Genomic DNA, 20,295 nt, shown 5'->3' on the forward strand with positions numbered 1-20,295 from the left:
ATGACATTGCAAAAAGTAACATTGGCAAATGGGGAGTCTATCACTTATAGAAAGAGAGATGGAGGTAATCGCGTAATCGTACTTGTTCATGGCAATATGACTTCATCTAAGCATTGGGATGTATTAATCGATGCCTTAGATGATTCTTTTACTGTAATCGCCCTAGATTTGAGAGGCTTTGGAGGCTCCACCTATTATACTCGAGTAAATGGGATAAAAGATTTTTCGAATGATCTCAAGGATTTTATAGATTCGGTTGCACTTCAAAAATTCGATTTAATCGGTTGGTCTACCGGTGGGGCAATATGTATGCAGTTTGTGATCGACAATCCCGGATACTGCGAGAAGCTTGTTTTATTGGCTTCTGCTTCCACTAGAGGATATCCATTGTTTGGTACGAATGCAGATGGTACACCTAACTATACAGAAAGATTACAGACTATAGAGCAAATCGAAGAAGATCCATCTAAAACGAAAGCAATGCAGGGTTTGTACGATACCAAAAATAAAGAGGGCTTAAGGGCAGTTTGGGATGCTGTAATTTATACGCATAGTAAACCGAATGAGCAGTTATATGAAGAGTATCTAGAGGATATGCTGACACAACGAAATTTAGCAGATGTGTATCATAGCTTAAATACTTTTAATATTGGCGCTGATCATAACGGGGTGTCAAAAGGTTCCAATCAGGCAAAGGACATAACGATTCCAGTTTTAATACTTCGAGGAGATCGAGATTATGTAGTCACAGAGGAAATGACACAAGAAATCGTTTCAGATTTAGGAGACAATGCTACATATATACCTTTAGTTAACTGCGGTCACTCTCCCCTTATCGATGATCTCGGGCAATTGTTAGGAGCTATCGAAAAATTTTTAAAGGAGGAGAGATGATTATGGGAATTCAAAATAAGGTTGCTATTATTACTGGAGCAGCTAACGGTATTGGTTCTGCAGCAGTTCAACGCTTTGCAGAAGAAGGAGCAAAGGTGGTTTTAGCTGATTTTGATCAGAGTGCGGGGAAATCTCTAGAAAAAGAAATGAGAGAAAAGGGCTATAATGCAGTATTTATCCAAGTGGATGTGGCGAATCGGGAAAGTGTAGATGCAATGGTGGAACAAACACTGGAGCAATTTGGAGAGATTCACATTTTGATAAATAATGCGGGAATTACTCGTGATGCCATGTTAACTAAGATGACTGCAGAGGAATTCAGCCAAGTTTTAGACGTCAATCTAAAAGGCGTGTTTAACTGTACACAGGCTGTTGTTCCTCACATGGTAGCAAATCAATACGGAAAAATCATCAGTACTTCCTCGGTCAGCGGGGTTTATGGAAACGTGGGCCAGACCAATTATGCGGCTTCAAAGGCAGCAGTAGTAGGGATGACTAAAACATGGGCAAAAGAATTAGGTAGAAAAGGGATTAATGTGAATGCGGTAGCTCCTGGCTTTACTGCGACGAAAATGGTAGCGAAGATGCCAGATAAAATCATTGAACAGATGAGGTCTGTTGTAGCTCTACAGCGTCTGGCCGAGCCACGAGATATTGCGAACGCTTATTTATTTTTAGCTTCCGATGAATCTAGTTACGTTCACGGACATGTATTACAAGTGGATGGCGGTATCATGATGTAAGGAAAGGTGCGTTGCCAAGATGTTTACTGAACAGGCATGGATTTATAAGAGGGCAATCCTCTCTCCAAGCAAGAAAGCTTTAATAGATAGCAGTAGTGGCAAAGTATGGACCTACCATACATTATGGGAACAAATAAAAGGATGGGCCAATTATTTTGAAAGTCAGGGATTTGAAGCCGGGGATAGAATAGCCGTGCTTTCTCAAAATAGAATTGAGCTATTTGCCATATTATTTGCTTGTGGCTTGAAGGGGCTAATATATGTCCCGTTGAATTATCGACTAAGCACTAACGAATTACAGGATATACTAAATAATTGCTCTCCGGTGACGATCATTTATGATGAAAATCATATAGAATTGAGCGAATTTTTCCCGACTTATAAAACACTTTTGTTATCGAGTGCAACAGTTTCCCATAACAGTGATTTTCATTTTAACATTGATTGGAAACCGGATGACCCATGGCTCATTATTTATACGGGAGGAACAACGGGAAGTCCAAAGGGTGCAGTTCTTTCTTTTGATAATGTGAATTGGAATGCTATCAATACAATTATCAGCTGGGGATTAAATGACGAAGATTGCACACTAAACTATATGCCTATGTTTCATACGGGGGGACTAAATGCATTGTGCATACCTATTTTAATGGCGGGAGGCACTGTAGTTACAGGTAAAAGATTCCAAGCAGAGGAAGCTTTAAAGTTCTTGGATATCTACAAGACTACTCTTTCGTTATTTGTTCCGACGATGTACCAGGCTATGCTTGAAACAGAATATATAAAGAAGTCTATCTTTCCGACAGTTAAGTGTTTTTTGTCAGGAGGTGCACCTTGTCCTCGAGCTATATATAATAGGTTTGAAAAAATGGGAATTTTGTTTAAGGAAGGCTATGGTTTGACCGAGGCAGGACCAAACAACTTCTTCATCGATCCCCTGCAAGCAAGGCTCAAAAAGGGGACAGTAGGCAAGTGTATGCAATTCAATGAAGTAAAGGTAATAAATGAATACGGGAAACCTTGTCAATCAAATGAAGTTGGAGAACTATATGTTTCGGGAAGGCATGTTTTTAAGCAATACTGGAATAATGAACAGGAAACGGCGAACACGTTTGAAGGGAAATGGTTAAAAACGGGGGACCTTGCGATGTTTGATGAAGAAGGAGATTTCTTCATAGTTGGCCGTAAAAAAGAAATGATTATTTCAGGAGGAGAGAATATTTACCCTATAGAGATAGAACAACTTCTTGCTGAGCATCCTAACGTTAGAGAAGCTGCCGTACTTGGAATAGAGGACGATAAGTGGGGAGAATGTGTCACTGCTTTTATCTCTTACGCTAACTCTCCACAATCAGAACAGGAGCTTATCGCTTATTGTAAAGCAACGCTAGGTAGCTATAAGGTTCCTAAGAAAATATACTTTCTAGAAGAACTACCGAGGACAGATGTAGGTAAAATTGATAAAAAAACATTAAAAGAGATGGCTTTGAAGGCTGTAAAGTAACCCTTTACAGCTTTTTTTGCTGTCTTTTTGTATAATAAAGGTGAGGTGACTAAGGATATGTTCATAAGTGAAAAAGAAATTGAAGTGCGATACGCAGAAACCGATCAAATGGGAGTAGTGTATCATGCAAACTATTTAGTTTGGTTAGAAATGGGGCGAACTCAGCTTATACAAGATTTGGGCTTCTCCTATGCTGGTTTAGAGAAAGACGGATACTTATCACCAGTAACCAATGTAAATATAAATTATAAAGCTCCTGTAAAATACGGAGACAATGTTAAAGTACGCATATGGATTGAAAAGCATGGAAAACTAAGAACAACCTATGGCTATGAAATTGTACATACGGATGGAACACTGTCTTCTACTGCAACAACGGAGCATGTCGTGGTTCGAAAGGAAGATTTTAAACCAGTGGCGCTTGCAAAGATCGATGCGGCTTGGGATAGTAAGTATAAAGAAATTGTGAAGGAATCCTAATCGTGGCATTCGGTATAAAGAGGGAAGAGTTGACAAGCTGGAAGCAAGCAGTAGAAAACAAACAAATCGCTTTTTTAACTCATTATTGGACAGATGAACGCTTTCCTGGATGTAATACAGTAACTAAGGTGGGCTGTAGCGATATTGCTAAGCTCATTGAGTGGGGTAAGCAGTATGATTTAAAAGAAGAATGGATCGATTATAAGGAAGCATACCCTCATTTTGATTTGTTTGGAAAGTATGAATATGAGATTATGAAAAAAGAAGGTTTATTGGAGCAGTTGAGAAGGTTTCGTTTCGTGCAGTAAAATAACAAGTTTTAATTAAAAAAACAAGTCGGATGAATATTTCGACTTGTTTTTTTAGATGGAGATGGTGTTAATGACCGGTTAGCAGGTATTTATAACCGTATAGAATCTTTTATGACCGGATAGCGAAGATTTATGACCGGATAGAATTTTTTATGACCGGATAGCAAAGATTTATGACCGGATAGAAATTTTTATGACCGTTCAGCAGGTACTTATAGCCCGAAAGAATTTTTTATAACCGGATAGAAAACTTTGCGACCGTTCATCTATTAAAAGAAAAGAAGATGGTAAGATAACCACCCTCTTTTTAGCTTTTCTTATAGGAATATTCAAGTTCATTTGATTGGTCGTTGAATGTTACGTAAAGATCATGGCCATTGAAATACCATTCATCTCTTTCCTCTATAAAAAACATGATGTCCTCATGCATGAGAGTTACAGACGGTTCAAATGGAGTATCCTTCGTTACACCTAGAGAAAAGGCCTCGTGCATAGGACTTGCTCCTCCATATCGTGCGTAGAAACGAATTTTATCACCTTTGTCCGCTTCCATTTCCTCATGGAACCATTTCAAAGCATCTGTCGAGATATTGATTTTCATCTGAACCACCAAGCTTTCTTTATATTTTGCGCTGTTTTTCATGAGTTTAGTCTATATTATTTTAGTACAATCCACAAAGAATTTGTCTAACAATAAAGAGTATCTCTGTCGCAAAAATTTAAATCCATTTAACTTTTGGCTCAGTCCCATTTTTAATACGCTCGATATTGGCACGATGACGATATAAAATGAATATAGCAAGTAACGACACAATAACGATTAACGGCCAGTCCTTTTCCACTGTAAAATAATAAACTATAGAATAAATGATTGCTATAATCGCTAAGCACATCGATGTTAATGAAACCATTTTCGTTATTTTTAAGATAATAAAAAATCCTAAAACTAATATTACGAAAATCGGCCAATTATAACCTAGAAGAATACCACCTGAAGTAGCAACTGCCTTACCACCCTTAAATCCAGCGAAAACAGGATAGATATGTCCAATCACCGCTATTATTCCTAAAATAAGAGGATGTACATTTGCTGAAGCAAAGAACGGAAGCAAGCCTAATAGGGTAGCAGCAGTTCCTTTAAGAATATCCATTATTGTAACGACTAAACCAGCTTTTTTACCGAGTGTCCGAAAAGTGTTAGTTCCACCTAAATTACCACTACCATGCTCTCGTATATCAATGTTATAAAATAGCTTACCAACCCATAGCCCAGATGGGATTGATCCAATTATGTAAGCAAGTAAAAGTAAAATGATTATTGTCATAGTGTGCTCCTTCTATTTATCTACTGATAATATGATAACTTTCTTATTTTACCATGTACATGAGTTTTTATTCAATGACAAGAAAAGAGGATAAATACAGATATACTTTAGAGTTTGTGCACATTTAGTATGACTGTAGCAATATTACAGAATTTTAGTATGACTTAACTCACAGAAGGACCAAATCTTAACTTTTAAAAAGTTTCCTACTGAAAAAATCCAAGTTTATACGATATACTAATTATACGATTGTTCTTTTAAACATATGTTAGAAGCTTTGTTTAAAAGTAAAGAAGGAATTATTTAGGTGAATAGAGAATGCAAGAAAAGGGTAGATTGCATTCTAATTGAACTTTCACTACAATTGAAGTCTGGCCTGTCCTTCAGCGCTATTGACATAATGACAATCTGTTTGTAGGCTTAAAATAGAAAAAGAACAAACGTTTTGTTTTTTTGGGGGGAACGAATTGAGTAAAAATAATAATTTAACAAGCTATGGCGATGATGATATTCAGGTGTTAGAAGGCTTGGAGGCCGTAAGAAAAAGACCAGGAATGTATATTGGATCTACGGATGCAAGAGGTCTTCACCATTTAGTATACGAGATTGTAGACAATGCGGTGGATGAAAGCCTTGCTGGATTCGGTGATCATATTATCGTCACTATACACCAAGATCAAAGTATTACAGTGAGAGATTTTGGCCGAGGTATGCCAACTGGAATGCATAAAACAGGTATTCCCACTGCAGAGGTTATTTTTACTGTGTTACATGCAGGTGGTAAATTTGGACAAGGTGGATATAAAACAAGTGGGGGTCTACATGGTGTAGGTGCTTCTGTAGTAAATGCTCTCTCTTCTTATGTGGATGTAGTAATTCATAGGGAAGGTAAAAAATTTGCACAACGCTTTGAGGACGGAGGAAAAGTAGTACAATCTTTAACTCAAATTGGCACAACGAAAGAAACAGGGACTTCTGTTCACTTCTTGCCAGATAGCAAAATTTTCTCTACCACTAAATATAATTATGAAACATTATGCGAAAGACTTAGAGAATCAGCCTTTCTATTAAAAGGATTAAAAATTGAACTGATTGATGAACGTACGGAGTCTCATGACGTTTTCTTCTTTGAAACAGGAATAGAAGCTTTCGTAGCTTACTTAAATGAAGAAAAAGATGTTTTACATCCTGTTTTTTATATGGAAGGAAGCCATGAAGAGATTGAAGTAGAGTTTGCATTCCAATTCAATGATGGATATTCAGAAACTATTTTATCTTTTGTTAACAACGTAAGAACAAGAGATGGCGGGACACATGAAACAGGTGCTAAGTCGGCATTAACGCGTGTGTTCAACGACTATGCTAGAAAATCAGGCTTATTGAAGGAAAAAGATAAAAACTTAGATGGTTCGGACATTCGTGAAGGGATTTCAGCAATCATATCTCTTCGAATACCAGAAAATCTTTTACAATTTGAAGGACAAACAAAAGGGAAATTAGGTACGAGTGAGGCAAGAAGTGCTGTTGACGCTGTTGTATCTGAAAAGCTACAGTATATCCTCGAGGAAAACTCCGAGCTATCTGCTTCTTTAATTCGAAAGGCAATTAGAGCTCAACATGCTCGTGAAGCAGCTAGAAAAGCACGTGAAGATGCTCGAAATGGGAAAAAACGTAAGCCTTCCGAGTTATTATCAGGTAAACTAACTCCAGCTCAATCAAGAAACGCTAAGAAAAATGAATTATATCTCGTAGAGGGAGATTCTGCAGGTGGATCTGCGAAGCAAGGTAGAGACAGAACTTTCCAGGCAATCTTACCTCTCCGAGGAAAAGTTATAAACACAGAAAAGGCAAAGCTAACCGATATCATGAAAAATATTGAGATTGCTACTATCATTCATGCAATTGGTGGCGGAGTTGGAGCAGATTTTAAAATAGAGGATATTGCATACGACAAAATTGTTATTATGACTGATGCCGATACGGATGGAGCACATATTCAGGTTTTATTACTCACGTTCTTTTATCGCTATATGAAGCCATTGATCGAAAATGGCAACATTTATATTGCTATGCCTCCTCTATATAAGGTATATAAGGGAATGGGCAAAAAAGAGGTCTTTGAGTATGCATGGACGGAAAAAGAGCTCGATGTTGCTATGGAAAGAATCGGAAAAGGTGTAATGTTGCAACGTTATAAAGGTCTTGGTGAAATGAATGCCGATCAATTGTGGGACACGACGATGAACCCTGACACTCGTACATTAATACGAGTAACTATTGAGGACGGTGCTCGAGCGGAGAGACAAGTGACTACACTAATGGGTGACAAAGTAGAGCCACGTAGAAAATGGATAGAAGCAAACGTAAACTTTAGTTTAGACGATGATTCTAACATCTTAGAAAATGACAGAATTCACACGGAGGATGAATTAGTATGACACAAACCGAAAAATATCAAAATTTACCCTTAGAAGAAGTAATAGGTGATCGGTTTGGACGTTATAGCAAATACATCATTCAAGACCGTGCATTACCCGACGCCCGAGATGGTCTTAAGCCTGTTCAGCGTCGTATCTTATTTGCGATGCTTCAAGAAGGGAATACAAACGACAAACCCTTCCGAAAGTCAGCTAAAACAGTTGGAACAGTAATTGGTAACTACCATCCACATGGTGATTCCTCTGTTTATGAAGCGATGGTCCGTATGAGTCAGGACTGGAAGCTACGTCATATGCTTGTTGAAATGCATGGTAACAACGGTTCGGTGGATGGAGATCCACCCGCTGCTATGCGTTATACAGAAGCAAGACTTTCTGCAATCTCACATGAACTTTTAAGAGATATTAACAAGAATACGGTTGACTATATACCAAACTTTGATGACTCTGACATGGAGCCACTTGTTCTACCTGCCCGTTTTCCTAATCTACTAGTAAATGGTGCCACTGGTATTTCTGCTGGATATGCGACAGACATACCTCCACATGCTCTACATGAAGCGCTAGATGCAGTTTTAATGCGTATGGAAAACCCAGCATGTACAGTGGATGAGCTTATGACTGTTATTAAAGGACCGGATTTTCCAACAGGCGGCATAATTCAAGGTGTTGAAGGTATTAAAAAGGCATACGAAACCGGCAAAGGGAAAATTGTTGTACGTTCTAAGGCAGAAATAGAAACGATTAAAGGCGGCAAAGAACAAATTGTCATCACAGAAATTCCTTATGAAATCAACAAAGCTAACTTGGTCAAAAAAATAGATGAACAACGTTTAGATAAAAGATTAGATGGAATCGCGGATGTTCGGGATGAATCAGATCGAACTGGTTTACGTATTGTGATAGAGATGAAAAAAGAAATTGATGCTCATGGCATATTACAATACTTATTTAAAAACACTGATCTTCAAATAACTTATAACTTTAATATGATCGCAATTCACAATCGTAGACCTACCATGATGACATTGCCTTTACTACTTGATGCGTACATCAATCATCAAAAAGAAGTTGTTACTCGTAGAACAATTCATGATTTGAAAAAAGCAGAAGAGCGCCTTCATATCGTCTCTGGTCTTATGAAAGCCTTATCTATTTTAGACAAGGTTATTAAGACGATACGGGCATCCAAGGATAAAAAAGATGCGAAAAACAATTTGATAAAGTCATATGATTTTTCTGAAGCACAGGCAGAGGCTATTGTTTCCTTGCAGCTTTACCGCTTAACTAATACAGATATAACCGAGCTTCAAGAGGAAGAGATTAAGTTAAATGATCTTATAAAAAATCTTGAAAGTATACTTGCTAAGGAATCTGTATTGATGAAGACCATCAAGAAAGAGTTGCAAGTTGTTCGTAAACAGTTTGCTGAACAGCGTAAATCTGTTATTGAAAATGAAATTGAAGAGATAAAGGTAACACTAGATGTGCTAATCCCTTCTGAAGAGGTTATCGTTACTGTTACAAAGGATGGTTATATTAAACGCACGAGCTTGAGATCATTTAATGCATCCAATGGACAGGACTTTGCTATAAAAGAGTCCGATTACCAGCTATATCAGGAGTCAATCAACACGCAGCATCACCTTCTGTTGTTTACATCAAAAGGAAACTATATTTATCAACCAGTGCATGAGTTGCCGGATATCCGCTGGAAGGATCTAGGACAGCATATATCTAGTATCGTACCTCTCGAGTCAAATGAAACAATTATAAATGTAATAGGCATTGACTCATTTGATTTAGACTTATGTGTTTTAACTGCAACTAAAGAAGGGCAAATAAAACGATCTCTTCTTTCAGATTATGTAGTCCAAAGATATGCACGACCAATTAAAACCATTAAATTAAAGGCGACTGATGAGCTAATATTAGCTCAGCTAGTGGCACCTTCTGATGAAATACTAATGACTACTCATTTGAGCTATTCTGTTCGCTTCTCCTTAGACGAAGTGCCAATCACAGGGGTTAAAACCAGTGGGGTTAAAGGCATCAATCTAAAAGACGAGGATTATGTTGTTAGTGTGAATGTAGTACCGCAACAAAGCAATGATGATATTATGTTAATTACACATCGTGGATCTGTGAAGAGAATGCATCTTTCAGAAGTTGAGCCTGGCGTTCGCGCGAAACGGGGACTTGTCACGCTTCGAGAATTAAAAACAAACGCCCATCGTGTATTTGCTGTCGTTTTGGCAAACAAATCAGAAGGTTTAGTAATGGAAACAGAAAGAGGACATCAAGAAATAATTGAAGTGAATAGCTTCCGTCCGACAGATCGTTATTCTAACGGATCATTTGTAATAGATACAGAGAAAGATGGGCAGCTTCTTCGAGTTTGGAAGAAACCAGTAGAAGAATCCTAAAAGATGGGAAAAGGGATATGTGGAGAAATAGGAATGTTTGGATTGTTCTTATAGGGGAATTAATTGCAGGTTTAGGGCTATGGAGCGGAATCATTGGAAACTTGGAATTTATGCAGGAAAAGGTTCCTTCAGATTTTCATAAGTCCTTGCTGCTCGCTAGTGGTTTGCTTGCCGGAATCCTTGTTGGCCCACTAGCGGGTAGAATAATTGACCAATCAAACAAAAAGACGGTTCTAATTGTTTCTGGTATTGGTAGAGTGTTTAGTGTGTTTTTTATGTTCGTTGCTATTGCAACTGGTTCCATATGGTGGATGTTATTGTTTCTAATATGCCTACAGGTGTCAGCATCTTTTTACTTCCCAGCTTTACAGGCAACGCTACCGTTAATTGTTAAAGATGAGGATTTACTGCAGTTAAATGGCTGGCATATGAATGTGTCTACCATTGCTAGAGTTGCTGGTACTGCGATAGGGGGACTTGCACTCGTTTACTGGCCAATTCAATCATTATATATAATTTCCTTGATGGCTTATCTAGGCATATTAGTATTTACTTTTATGCTTAGAATTGATGAAGCTGGAACGGATAAAGTGATCGTTACTAATGGACCGAGAACGGATGGGTTTAAAGAAGTTTTTCCAATGCTTAAGGGCAATACTCCTGTATTGCTGACACTCTTTTTAACATTGATACCTGTTTTGTTTTTAGGGTCGTTTAACCTGATTGTCATTAATATTAGTGAGATTCAGGACTCATCTTCTATCAAGGGCATCATTTATGCAGTGGAGGGTGTTGCCTTTATGGTGGGGACCTTGGCTATTAAGTACATTGGAAAAAGATATAGTACAAAATCTATTCTTTTTACATTTGTTTTCATCATTGGTTTTGCTGAAATGTCTATGTACTTTGTTGCAAATCCATTCTTAACATTAGTAAGCTTTGCTTTATTTGGTTTTTCCATAGGTTGCTTTTATCCTACAGCACTGACGATTTTCCAAAAGCAAGTGCCTAAAGAGTATCATGGTCGTTTTTTCTCCTTTCGCAATATGCTGGACCGAGTTTCTTTCCAAATTGTCTTATTGTCCACTGGAGCAATGCTAGATTTGATAGGTCTTGCTTATATGATGGTGATTTTCGGAGTATTTAGTATAGGGCTAACAATTGTTTTCCTTTTACAAATTCAAAGGAGAAAGCTTTCTTTTCAGATTCCAACTGCATGAACATAATAAAAGCATTTCCGTCGAGGTGTACACCTTGCTGGAAATGCTTTTTGTGTTTGTTATTATAGTGAAGTAGTTTTTCCTTTTTAGTCTTAGTCACTCTTACATGAGTACTAAAATCTACTTCGTTTCTCATCGATGACACATCTTTACCGGTTGTTCTCAACTGATGTAATCTTTTTTTCTTGGCATTTGATTTGGCCATATAGTTCTCTCCCTTTAAAATAATTTTCTCCTTCTATATTAAAGAAAGTGATTGTAAAATTCAATCTTTAACATATTTCTTTAGATTGTGGTATAAGTAATAGTGAGCACTACATTAATCTAAGGTACTGTTAAATTCGAAAGTATACATAACAATACCTACATAATATTTTGGAGGTAATAGAATGAAAAAAATCATATTTTTAGTCACTATCTGTTTACTGGTAATTGGAGGGAAAGCATTTGCCCATACGGGATTAGAAAGTTCAAATCCCTCTAACCGAAGTACTGTTACTGATCCGATAGAAGAAATTACACTTACCTTTTTAACAAAAATTGAACAAACAAGTTCATTTAAAATACAAGGAGCAAATAATGTAGAGGTTCCGGTTAAAAATATTGTAGTAGTTGATGATATTATGACTGGTTCAGTAGATGGGATGGAAAATGGCGAATACACGTTGACGTGGAATATAATTGGAGCTGATGGCCATCCAATTCAAGGAGACCTAACATTTGCTGTAAATCTTCCTGTTGAGGAAACTCCAGTGCAAGTGACTGAAGAAGAGTCACAAGTTAAAGAGACTGAAGATAAAGAGACTGCTCCTATTAATGAAACTAAGGATGTAGACAGTGATCAATCTTCTAACAGTTTTTTCATCGGTATGATTATCGTATTAGCTTTAGTAATAGTTGTTAGTATATGGTGGATGAATGGACGCAAGAAGAAATGATGATGTTTCTATCAACAATTAGCGAGGCCTTACTATATTCCTGCTTTGCATTGTTAATGGGCAGCTTCATATTTTCTTTAATTCCAACTGATTTAAAACCTGCAATTTTAGTTTCTAAAAAGTTTAAACTAATAGCACTCGCTGGAATAGCAGTATTTTCCTTCATGCCAATATTAAATCTAATGGTTTATTTGCTAGAGGAATACACTTTTTTATATGTATTAAAATCATTGTTGCTAACTTTTGAAATAGGAAAAGCTTGGATTGTAACTGTTATTTTAACAATCATTCTTGGATTCTTTATTTACTTATTTGATAATAGAAATACTCCTATCTATTATATAATTGGAATCCTATTATTGTTTGGTATAGTTGCAGCGATGAGTTGGACTACCCATTCGCATGCGGTCTATGGTATACAAGGCCTTATTACACATTTTATTCACTTTAGCACTGTTATCGTTTGGGTTGGTATATTAATAATAGTCGCTTGGTTTTCTAAAAACAAAGAGAATTGGATCCCTTTTTTAAATTGGTTCCATGTAACGGCATTGTTTTGTTTTGCCATTATTATGGTTACTGGTCTTTCATTAATGAATTACTCAATGAATATATCTGAATATCCAAATTCGTGGTTACAGCCATATGGCCAAAGCCTGCTCATCAAACATTTGCTCATCCTTCCGTTAATAGGATATGCCTTCATTAATGGGTTTTTGATGAAAAGAAAGCTTGGAAAGAAAGAAGAACTGGATCCAAGACCTTGGACTAAGCTGGAATCAATTATTGTGCTAGCAATTTTTGCTGCTACTGGGGCTATGAGTCAGCAGGAACCGCCACATAACAATGCATCGTTCAGCAAGGATACATTTTTGCAAGCTTACGGCATTTTACCTTCTGGTCAGGGCTCTTTAGTTCCATTAACAGTGGATATTGTTGCTAATTTTAAAGGGATATCTTTAGGTATTCTAGCAGTGGCATTTCTAGTAATCAGTATCTATTCCTTTACGAAAAAGATGCCGCCATTGTTCTCATTCATCATGAGTATTTTACTAGTCGTATGTGCATTATTAGCGCTATCTTATAGCGTCGTAGCATATTAAAAGAAAACACTTCTTAAAAGGGATCTAACCCTTTAGGAAGTGTTTTTTATTTGTATTAGAAATATCGTAGATAGATGGATATCCATCAAATCAAAATGAAAGTTGAATTAATATCAAGAGAAAAAAATTGAAAAGACTTTATTAGATAGATTGCTTGTCTTATAATATGAGAAAATATAATTAGAAATGAAGGGATAATGAATGAATCATAAAGAAACAGTCATTAGAAAAATGACCGAAGACGATTGGGACGATGTGCGAGAGATTTTTATAGAGGGAATACAAACTGGTAATGCTACCTTTCAAACAGAGGCACCAACATGGGAAGAGTGGGATGCTAGCCATACAGCCAAATGTAGGTTCGTAGTGACGTTTAAAGAGAAAGTGGTAGGCTGGGCTGCCCTTAGTCCGATTTCAAGCCGAAAAGCCTTTTCTGGCGTTGCTGAAGTAAGTATTTATCTATCAGGTTCATCTACCGGTATGGGCAATGGTGGAAAGCTACTCAAGAATCTAATAGAGGACAGTGAGCAACAAGAATTTTGGACAATCCAATCCATGATTTTTCCCGAGAATGAGGGAAGCATACACTTACATAGAAAACATAGTTTTGAGATAGTCGGTACTCGAAAAAAAATCGGCAAACTGAATGGTGTTTGGAGAGATGTCGTATTATTAGAGAGAAGAAGTAGTTTAATCGGTAGAGAGTAGGATTAATACAAAAATTATCGTGAGATGGAATAAGAACTAGTTTATTTTATCTTTTAGTAACAAATAACATTCAGCTATGTTAAAGATAAAGATTGATGTTTCATAAAATGGCACTATGACTTCTATCCTACACCTAGTAAATAAGTTTGATATACATTTGAAATATGTATGATTTTGTTGATGAATGTACTTAAACTTACGAAGAGACACTTCATTCTCTCGACTTTACTGTATAAAAATAAGAAATATATATTTGAGTTAATTCCATAATTCCTATTTTTATAAAAGACCATGAACAAGCAAAGCTATATGCTCAAGAAAGTTTGTTTTAAACAGTATTTTTGCTTAAAGTGGAGATTTTCTTTTTTGATGCTAAATACTCACATTTTCCCTATATCTTTTCACTCATTATTCTAAGATAATATAGTAAGATATATATTATTTTGGAGGAAGACTTTTATGAAACATACTATTTCAACCATTTTTTTTGCATTATTCTTACTGAGTTTAAATTCACCTGTACATGCTTCTTATTTAGCTGGAAACACAGTTATAAAATTAGAGGACCCTCTTCTACAAGAAAAGTTAGCGTCTTACGTTGATTTATGTGACAGTCAATTTCACGAGAACACCACCATCGATCGGATATCCACCTGTTTAGAGAAAAACAATGGAATCTTAACACTTGGAAACTGGTATGCTGGGGAGATCAGGACTCTTAATGGGTTGGAGAAACTGGCTGTTTTACCCATCAAAGAGTTAAATATTCAAAACACTCATGCAAGTGGAAGAAGCGTTGCTAACCTTACACCACTAGCAGATATAAAAAGTTTAGAGAGTTTGAAATTATATGGTACATACTCAAATGATTTTTCTCCATTAGCTACATTACCGAACTTAAAAGAATTAGTGATTAACTCTACTCATAATGAACCGTTACTATCGATTTCTTTATCAAAAAATTTACAAACGCTCCAATTAAGTGGAAATCAAGTTACTTCACTGGCTGGAATTGAAAGGATGCAACAGCTCACGTCATTGGCCATAGATGACGTCTCAATTCCTGACTATTGGGAATTAAAAAATGCACCGCAGTTGAAAAAATTATCTGTGGACTTTAATGGGGACTCTCGTTTCTTACAGTTTCTGTCTAATTTAGAGACATTGACTCTCTCTGCTTTTAGTGATGAACCTAAAATTATTAATGGAGATGACTTGAAAAAGTTAACAATACTTAAGACTCTTCGATTATTTAATATCGAAGCCAATTATGATTATCTTAATAATATGTCAAGATTAGAGGAGTTAAAGATATCAAATAAGGATACTAGTTCCTTGTTATGTGCGATTAATGAACCCTTGATCTACCTTAAAAGCTTAGACATCAGTCAAAATGAACTTTCTTCAATTAATGGGGCCGAGAAGCTTTCGGTTCTATTTCCATCGATTGAAAAACTAAATCTGAGAGGAAACGAGATTACTGATTTATCTCCTCTGGTACAAGCGAATATTCCTTTCCGATACTTAAATGAATTAGATATAGATGGGAATAAAATTATCGACATTAACATATTAGGAGAGCATGCTAATCTTTTTCCTTCCCTGGAGACAATTTATGCCGAATCAAACTATATCCATTCGATAAGTGAAATGACCAAGCTACCAGTACTGCAGTCATTGTTTGCTGGATATAACTTCATTGATATTTTTGATGAACGAAATGCAAAAAAGTTTAAACTATTTTATCAATTTGAGTTACGTAAACTAAAACCATTAGAAATGTCTATTGGCGATGTATATGATGGACCGATTTTATCAAAGGTTTCGATTAGTGATGAAGATTGGGAAGATGAGATTAAGTCAAGTGATTTGATGGTATCTTTTTCGGACCCTGAGGTGGCTGAACTAACGAAAGACGGAAATATTTTAGCGAAAAAAACAGGGACAACAACCGTTACATACTCAATTAAAGGTACAGCTGACCCTTATTTTACTCATTCGACCCTATTAACTGTTATAAACAAACATTATAAACCATTAGACCCCACGATTAATGGAGATGTTACACTTCAAACAAACAAGATGAGCGTACATTCATTCGGGGAAGATAAAGTGGTTATAGCTAGTAATGGTAAGGTGATCGCAGAGGTCGTACCTTCCGGATGGTTAACATTTACTCTTCCAAGTCTTAAGGGATTAACGGAATTACAAGTTTGGGCCGAATCCAAACTGGGAGTGAAAAGCAATGTGATTACCATGCCAGTTTATAAAACGGAAAAGCCAAACTTACCTGATTTAGAAAGTATTACTGACCAAACGGAATACATTACAGGTACGGCAGATCCTAATACCACTATTTATATTACTGCAAAAGATGAGGAATCATTTAAGGATCTATCCCAAAAAGTCAGCGACAATGGGACATTTAAAGTATACACCGGGAAGCTGCGGGAGGGTATTTCTATTACTATATACTCCAAAAATGAAGAAGGACGAGAGAGCGGTAATCTCGGTACGACTGTCCAAGATGTTACCCCACCAATGATGCCGATATTGGATACTGTGACAAGTGAGTCATTGCAAATTAGTGGTAAAACAGAAGCTAATGCAAAAGTAACAATCAAACTAATGTCTAGGAATATTGGGGACACCCTCGCTGATCAGAATGGTGTTTTCAAGTTCTCGATTTCGGCTCCAAGCCCGGGAGATACCTTTACGGCAATTGCTGAGGATAAATCTAAAAATAAAAGCAAGGAAGCAAACATTGTTACTACTTTACCTATAAAGGAAGAAGTTATACCAAAAAAGCCTGTTTTTTGGAAAGGCTTAGAGCTGAAAAAAGGCCAAATTGGACTCGTTACAATTACGAAAAAAATCAATCTTTGGAAGCGTGAAGGGGATAAGCTGGTTTTCGAACGTGTGTTAAATCCTGGAGAAGTATATCGAGTCTACCGGTATGACAGCAAGTATGGCGGGCAATATGGTGTAGGAGGAAGTCTCTTCATCACCAACATGCAGGGTTACGTGAAATACGAAACACCGTCAAAGTCAGTGCTGGCACAAGTAAAATAAAGATCTGACTCCAATCATCTATTAATTACTCGTTTGCACAGTCTTTGACTTTACTAAAATATAAAGCCTGTATCTTAGATTACTATGTAATAAAAGATACAGGCTCTTTTAAAATTTTTCTTCTAAAGCTAAAGTATCTGGTTCCTATAATAAGTTCAGTCAGTTATTTCAGATATGACTCCTACCATACAAGGAAGGGTTGTATAAGAGGAGAGTGTCCAGCCTTCGAAGTAACAAAAATCTGCTACTTAAAAGAACTATTATTCTACCTTTAACATAGCTTAACATTTTAAAAAATTTATTGTACTCTTTATAAGAGTACGTCCAAGTTTTTTACATGTTTATTGGGGGATTGCATTTATGATTATTAATTTGGCAGGAAAGAGTGATATAAAACCAGTAGTTGAAGTTTTGGATAAAGCTACGCTAAAGTTGTTGAAAAAGGATATTAAACAATGGACATATCCATGGCCGATCCCTCTCGTAGAAAATGAAATAGCTCAAAAGTTAGTGTATAAAGTAGAAATAGAAAATCTCGTAATAGGAACTTTTATAATTAAACCCATCCGAAGTTTAAACAATCTTTTGATAAAGGAAAACAGCTTATATGTAGCAAGAATAGCCATATTACCAGAATATCAAGGGAAAAATATAGGTGTCCATATTATTAGCTATTGTTGGTCCTTTTCTAAAAAGCATAAAAGAGATATGTATTTAGATTGTTGGGCAGGCAATGTCACGCTAAAAGAGTTTTATAGTAAATGTGGTTTGACCTGTTTAGGTGACTTTCCTGTAGACGATTATTATGTGAGTGTCTATTGTTTTGGAGAAGAGATTTGAAATCGATACGACCAAGCAAAATCTCTAAACAGAAAGAAAAGAACTTTTGACATCAAAAATTTCAAAGTTGTTATTTAAAAATACCAAATAGAGTCAAAAATCATAAAATCAATTACACTAGGATTAGAGCACTAAAAGTGCATAAAATAAGACTTCATATGAAGTCTTAATTAAAGTGAGATTCAACTAATTTAATTAATTTATCGGTCTCATCTTTTGAAACCGTATAAAATGATAAATGGAAAAAACAAATAGTTCTCAAAGTACTTGTTTTCTTTTCTTTTTAAAAAGTAGAACATCTATAACAAAAGCCATTAGGATGCCAAATGAATACCTGTACAAATCTACGATAAGGAATCCTCTCCCTAAGATTAATGTCCCTAGTGTAGTTCCACGAATATTATTAATCCATTCCACTTGATAGAGTTGACTCAATTCAATGCCAAAACTAAATAGTAAACTAAAAAGCAAGGAAAATAGAGGAGGTCTAGTAACTAAAATAAATCGTACTCCAAAATAAACCATAGCTGCCCAAAATGCATCTCCAGCATTTAGCTCTAACACATCAAAAAGCAAATAACCATATATTCTAGAAGCTAATCCTAACAATAGCATGAGAAAAGTAAGTGCCAAATACGTTAATTGCTTGCGAACGATTTGGTTCAAGGAAATCACTCCCTTTGAAATAAATGTGTTGAAAATGTGAATAAAAGTTTGAAAATACTAACTTTTGTTAACCATATAATGGTTTTTATGTATTTTTATAATATAATGGAGATTGAATTGTCTGGAAAATATTCAGTTAGTGGGGGATACATATGTCTTTTGATTCTTTAACTTCAATAAGTAGTGCTTCGTTATATTTAGCTTTTATTTTGTATTTGATTGCAATTTTACCATTTGGCTTTGCAATCCGCTCCAAAAAAAAGACAGCAACCACCCTAGCATTGAGTCTTACTGTATTTGGATTTGTTGCTCAGTTAAATTATTTTGTCTTACGGTGGATTGCTTCAGGTCATGCTCCTGTTAGTAATCTCTATGAGTTTATGACCTTCTTTGGCTTGATGCTAGTTGGTGGTTTTTTCCTAGTCTATTACCTATATAGACAGGTGGTGATTGGATTATTCTTAATGCCAATTGCTATATTAATCATAGCTTATGGAAGTATGTTCTCCAAGGAGATTACACCTTTAATCCCTGCCTTACAAAGCAATTGGTTAACAATACATGTGATTACAGTGGCTATTGCAAGTGCAATATTATCTCTTTCATTTGTTACTGGGCTAATCTATTTGATCAAGCAAGTAGACCATAACAAAAAAGGAGCAAGTACATTTTTTTTAGAGTTTGTTTTATATCAATTAATAGTCGTTTTAGGTTTTGTGACTATAAGTGGGATATTTGGCTTTCTCCATTATAACGCTAGTTACCAATTTGTTAATCAACAAGGCAATCAGGAAACCTATCAGTATAGTCTACCAGCTATCGTAACACCTAATAATGCACTACCAATAGATGATTCTGGTGAAGAATTAAAAGGGAAATTCTCCGGACTAGTACAGATACCAGTTATTTTTGACGCGGCAAAGTTGAATACGTTAATTTGGTCCTATTTTATAGGCTCCATACTTTACATACTCATTCGATTATTTTCTCGTAAGAGTATATCGAAGCTTTTACAGCCACTCACACAAAAAGTAAACCTTACTCTAATGGATGAAATATCTTATCGTGTTATCGTTATTGGATTTCCTCTGTTTGCATTAGGTGGTTTGTTCTTCGCAATGATTTGGGCACATTTAGCATGGAGCAGATTCTGGGGCTGGGATCCTAAAGAGGTATGGGCATTAATCACCTTCTTATTCTACACAGCATTTTTACACCTGCGCATCAACAGAGGGTGGGATGGAGAGAGAACAGCTTGGTTAGCTATCATTGGATTTGGGACTATCATGTTCAATCAAATCTTCGTCAATCTAGTCATCGCCGGCTTGCATTCATATGCTTAAATACAATAACCTTAAATATTTTGAGAATGGAGAATACAACTATAGAAAATAATTTTATCCTAGCTAGTTCCCCGAGCAGAATATTTGCATTTTTAGTGGATAGCCTTCTTTTTTTACTGCTGAGTATTATCGTCTCATTGATCGTAAAAGGTGGCATTGATAAAAACTTTTTAGACAGTAAATTTTTGAAGTTATATATGCGCTGTACTTAACGATTCTACCATTCGTTTGGAGTGGTTATATTATTGGTAGAAAATGTTTAAATATAAGTAGTACAGGTAGAT

The 20,295-nt window shown here is 36.1% G+C and carries 17 protein-coding genes; 14 read left to right on the top strand and 3 right to left on the bottom strand.

The window, feature by feature from the left end:
* From phaZ to H9650_RS10015, 5 genes are read left to right on the top strand one after another with little or no spacing between them, the layout of a single operon-like run.
* Complete coding sequence (gene phaZ / locus H9650_RS09995) at positions 1 to 894, top strand: intracellular short-chain-length polyhydroxyalkanoate depolymerase (protein WP_191697205.1); 894 nt, start codon at positions 1 to 3, stop codon at positions 892 to 894.
* Between the two features lie 2 nt (positions 895 to 896).
* Entirely contained in the window at positions 897 to 1,637 is a 741-nt protein-coding gene (gene fabG / locus H9650_RS10000; RefSeq protein WP_154310833.1) for a 3-oxoacyl-ACP reductase FabG, read from the top strand.
* A 19-nt stretch (positions 1,638 to 1,656) separates the two neighbouring features.
* A complete protein-coding gene (locus H9650_RS10005; protein ID WP_191697098.1) occupies positions 1,657 to 3,141 on the top strand; it encodes a class I adenylate-forming enzyme family protein in 1,485 nt (494 codons plus the stop codon).
* Positions 3,142 to 3,198: 57 nt separating this feature from the next.
* Positions 3,199 to 3,621 (top strand): acyl-CoA thioesterase, encoded by a 423-nt coding sequence (locus H9650_RS10010; RefSeq protein ID WP_191697099.1) that lies wholly within the window; start codon positions 3,199 to 3,201, stop codon positions 3,619 to 3,621.
* A 2-nt stretch (positions 3,622 to 3,623) separates the two neighbouring features.
* Positions 3,624 to 3,929 carry a hypothetical protein gene (locus tag H9650_RS10015; RefSeq protein ID WP_144536451.1) on the top strand — a complete coding sequence of 102 codons (306 nt, stop codon included), beginning with the start codon at positions 3,624 to 3,626 and terminating at the stop codon, positions 3,927 to 3,929.
* Positions 3,930 to 4,239: 310 nt separating this feature from the next.
* On the opposite strand, the gene H9650_RS10020 is transcribed toward H9650_RS10015, so the two are convergent.
* Positions 4,240 to 4,533 carry a HesB/YadR/YfhF family protein gene (locus H9650_RS10020; protein WP_144536449.1) on the bottom strand — a complete coding sequence of 98 codons (294 nt, stop codon included), beginning with the start codon at positions 4,531 to 4,533 and terminating at the stop codon, positions 4,240 to 4,242.
* Positions 4,534 to 4,651: 118 nt separating this feature from the next.
* The gene (plsY, locus tag H9650_RS10025; RefSeq protein ID WP_191697100.1) at positions 4,652 to 5,257 is read right to left on the bottom strand and encodes a glycerol-3-phosphate 1-O-acyltransferase PlsY; all 606 of its coding nucleotides are present in this window, start codon (positions 5,255 to 5,257) and stop codon (positions 4,652 to 4,654) included.
* Between the two features lie 467 nt (positions 5,258 to 5,724).
* On the opposite strand from plsY, the gene parE reads away from it, so the two are divergent.
* The 8 genes from parE (at position 5,725) to H9650_RS10065 (ending at position 18,002) form a co-directional block, all read left to right on the top strand.
* On the top strand, positions 5,725 to 7,695 hold the full coding sequence (gene parE, locus H9650_RS10030; RefSeq protein WP_191697101.1) for a DNA topoisomerase IV subunit B: 1,971 nt from the start codon (positions 5,725 to 5,727) through the stop codon (positions 7,693 to 7,695).
* Positions 7,692 to 10,121 carry a DNA topoisomerase IV subunit A gene (parC, locus tag H9650_RS10035; protein WP_191697102.1) on the top strand — a complete coding sequence of 810 codons (2,430 nt, stop codon included), beginning with the start codon at positions 7,692 to 7,694 and terminating at the stop codon, positions 10,119 to 10,121. The genes parE and parC overlap by 4 nt, the downstream gene beginning before the upstream one ends.
* Positions 10,122 to 10,138: 17 nt before the next feature.
* Positions 10,139 to 11,341: an MFS transporter gene (locus tag H9650_RS10040; protein ID WP_191697103.1), complete on the top strand. Its 1,203-nt coding sequence runs from the start codon at positions 10,139 to 10,141 to the stop codon at positions 11,339 to 11,341.
* 389 nt (positions 11,342 to 11,730) lie between these two features.
* On the top strand, positions 11,731 to 12,279 hold the full coding sequence (locus H9650_RS10045) for a copper resistance CopC family protein (protein WP_191697104.1): 549 nt from the start codon (positions 11,731 to 11,733) through the stop codon (positions 12,277 to 12,279).
* Complete coding sequence (locus H9650_RS20770; protein WP_191697105.1) at positions 12,252 to 13,382, top strand: copper resistance D family protein; 1,131 nt, start codon at positions 12,252 to 12,254, stop codon at positions 13,380 to 13,382. The genes H9650_RS10045 and H9650_RS20770 overlap by 28 nt, the downstream gene beginning before the upstream one ends.
* A 201-nt stretch (positions 13,383 to 13,583) precedes the next feature.
* Positions 13,584 to 14,090, top strand: coding sequence for a GNAT family N-acetyltransferase (locus tag H9650_RS10055; protein WP_191697106.1), 507 nt, complete (start codon positions 13,584 to 13,586; stop codon positions 14,088 to 14,090).
* Between the two features lie 459 nt (positions 14,091 to 14,549).
* Positions 14,550 to 17,162: an Ig-like domain-containing protein gene (locus H9650_RS10060; protein WP_191697107.1), complete on the top strand. Its 2,613-nt coding sequence runs from the start codon at positions 14,550 to 14,552 to the stop codon at positions 17,160 to 17,162.
* Positions 17,163 to 17,522: 360 nt separating this feature from the next.
* Positions 17,523 to 18,002, top strand: coding sequence for a GNAT family N-acetyltransferase (locus H9650_RS10065; RefSeq protein ID WP_191697108.1), 480 nt, complete (start codon positions 17,523 to 17,525; stop codon positions 18,000 to 18,002).
* 258 nt (positions 18,003 to 18,260) lie between these two features.
* On the opposite strand, the gene H9650_RS10070 is transcribed toward H9650_RS10065, so the two are convergent.
* Positions 18,261 to 18,677, bottom strand: coding sequence for a ribosomal maturation YjgA family protein (locus H9650_RS10070; RefSeq protein ID WP_318245403.1), 417 nt, complete (start codon positions 18,675 to 18,677; stop codon positions 18,261 to 18,263).
* A 143-nt stretch (positions 18,678 to 18,820) separates the two neighbouring features.
* Here H9650_RS10070 and ccsB point away from each other — a divergent pair, with 143 nt between their 5' ends.
* Complete coding sequence (gene ccsB / locus H9650_RS10075) at positions 18,821 to 20,011, top strand: c-type cytochrome biogenesis protein CcsB (protein WP_191697109.1); 1,191 nt, start codon at positions 18,821 to 18,823, stop codon at positions 20,009 to 20,011.
* Positions 20,012 to 20,295 lie beyond the last annotated feature (284 nt).

The organism is Psychrobacillus faecigallinarum (assembly GCF_014836595.1).
Lineage (GTDB): Bacteria > Bacillota > Bacilli > Bacillales_A > Planococcaceae > Psychrobacillus > Psychrobacillus faecigallinarum.

Coding starts and splice junctions, on each gene's coding strand:
- H9650_RS10040 (WP_191697103.1), top strand. CDS start 10,139: ATGTGGAGAAATAGGAATGTTTGGATTGTTCTTATAGGGGAATTAATT.
- parC (WP_191697102.1), top strand. CDS start 7,692: ATGACACAAACCGAAAAATATCAAAATTTACCCTTAGAAGAAGTAATA.
- plsY (WP_191697100.1), bottom strand. CDS start 5,257: ATGACAATAATCATTTTACTTTTACTTGCTTACATAATTGGATCAATC.
- H9650_RS10020 (WP_144536449.1), bottom strand. CDS start 4,533: ATGAAAATCAATATCTCGACAGATGCTTTGAAATGGTTCCATGAGGAA.
- ccsB (WP_191697109.1), top strand. CDS start 18,821: ATGTCTTTTGATTCTTTAACTTCAATAAGTAGTGCTTCGTTATATTTA.
- H9650_RS10060 (WP_191697107.1), top strand. CDS start 14,550: ATGAAACATACTATTTCAACCATTTTTTTTGCATTATTCTTACTGAGT.
- H9650_RS10010 (WP_191697099.1), top strand. CDS start 3,199: ATGTTCATAAGTGAAAAAGAAATTGAAGTGCGATACGCAGAAACCGAT.
- H9650_RS10055 (WP_191697106.1), top strand. CDS start 13,584: ATGAATCATAAAGAAACAGTCATTAGAAAAATGACCGAAGACGATTGG.
- H9650_RS10005 (WP_191697098.1), top strand. CDS start 1,657: ATGTTTACTGAACAGGCATGGATTTATAAGAGGGCAATCCTCTCTCCA.
- fabG (WP_154310833.1), top strand. CDS start 897: ATGGGAATTCAAAATAAGGTTGCTATTATTACTGGAGCAGCTAACGGT.
- H9650_RS10045 (WP_191697104.1), top strand. CDS start 11,731: ATGAAAAAAATCATATTTTTAGTCACTATCTGTTTACTGGTAATTGGA.
- H9650_RS10065 (WP_191697108.1), top strand. CDS start 17,523: ATGATTATTAATTTGGCAGGAAAGAGTGATATAAAACCAGTAGTTGAA.
- phaZ (WP_191697205.1), top strand. CDS start 1: ATGACATTGCAAAAAGTAACATTGGCAAATGGGGAGTCTATCACTTAT.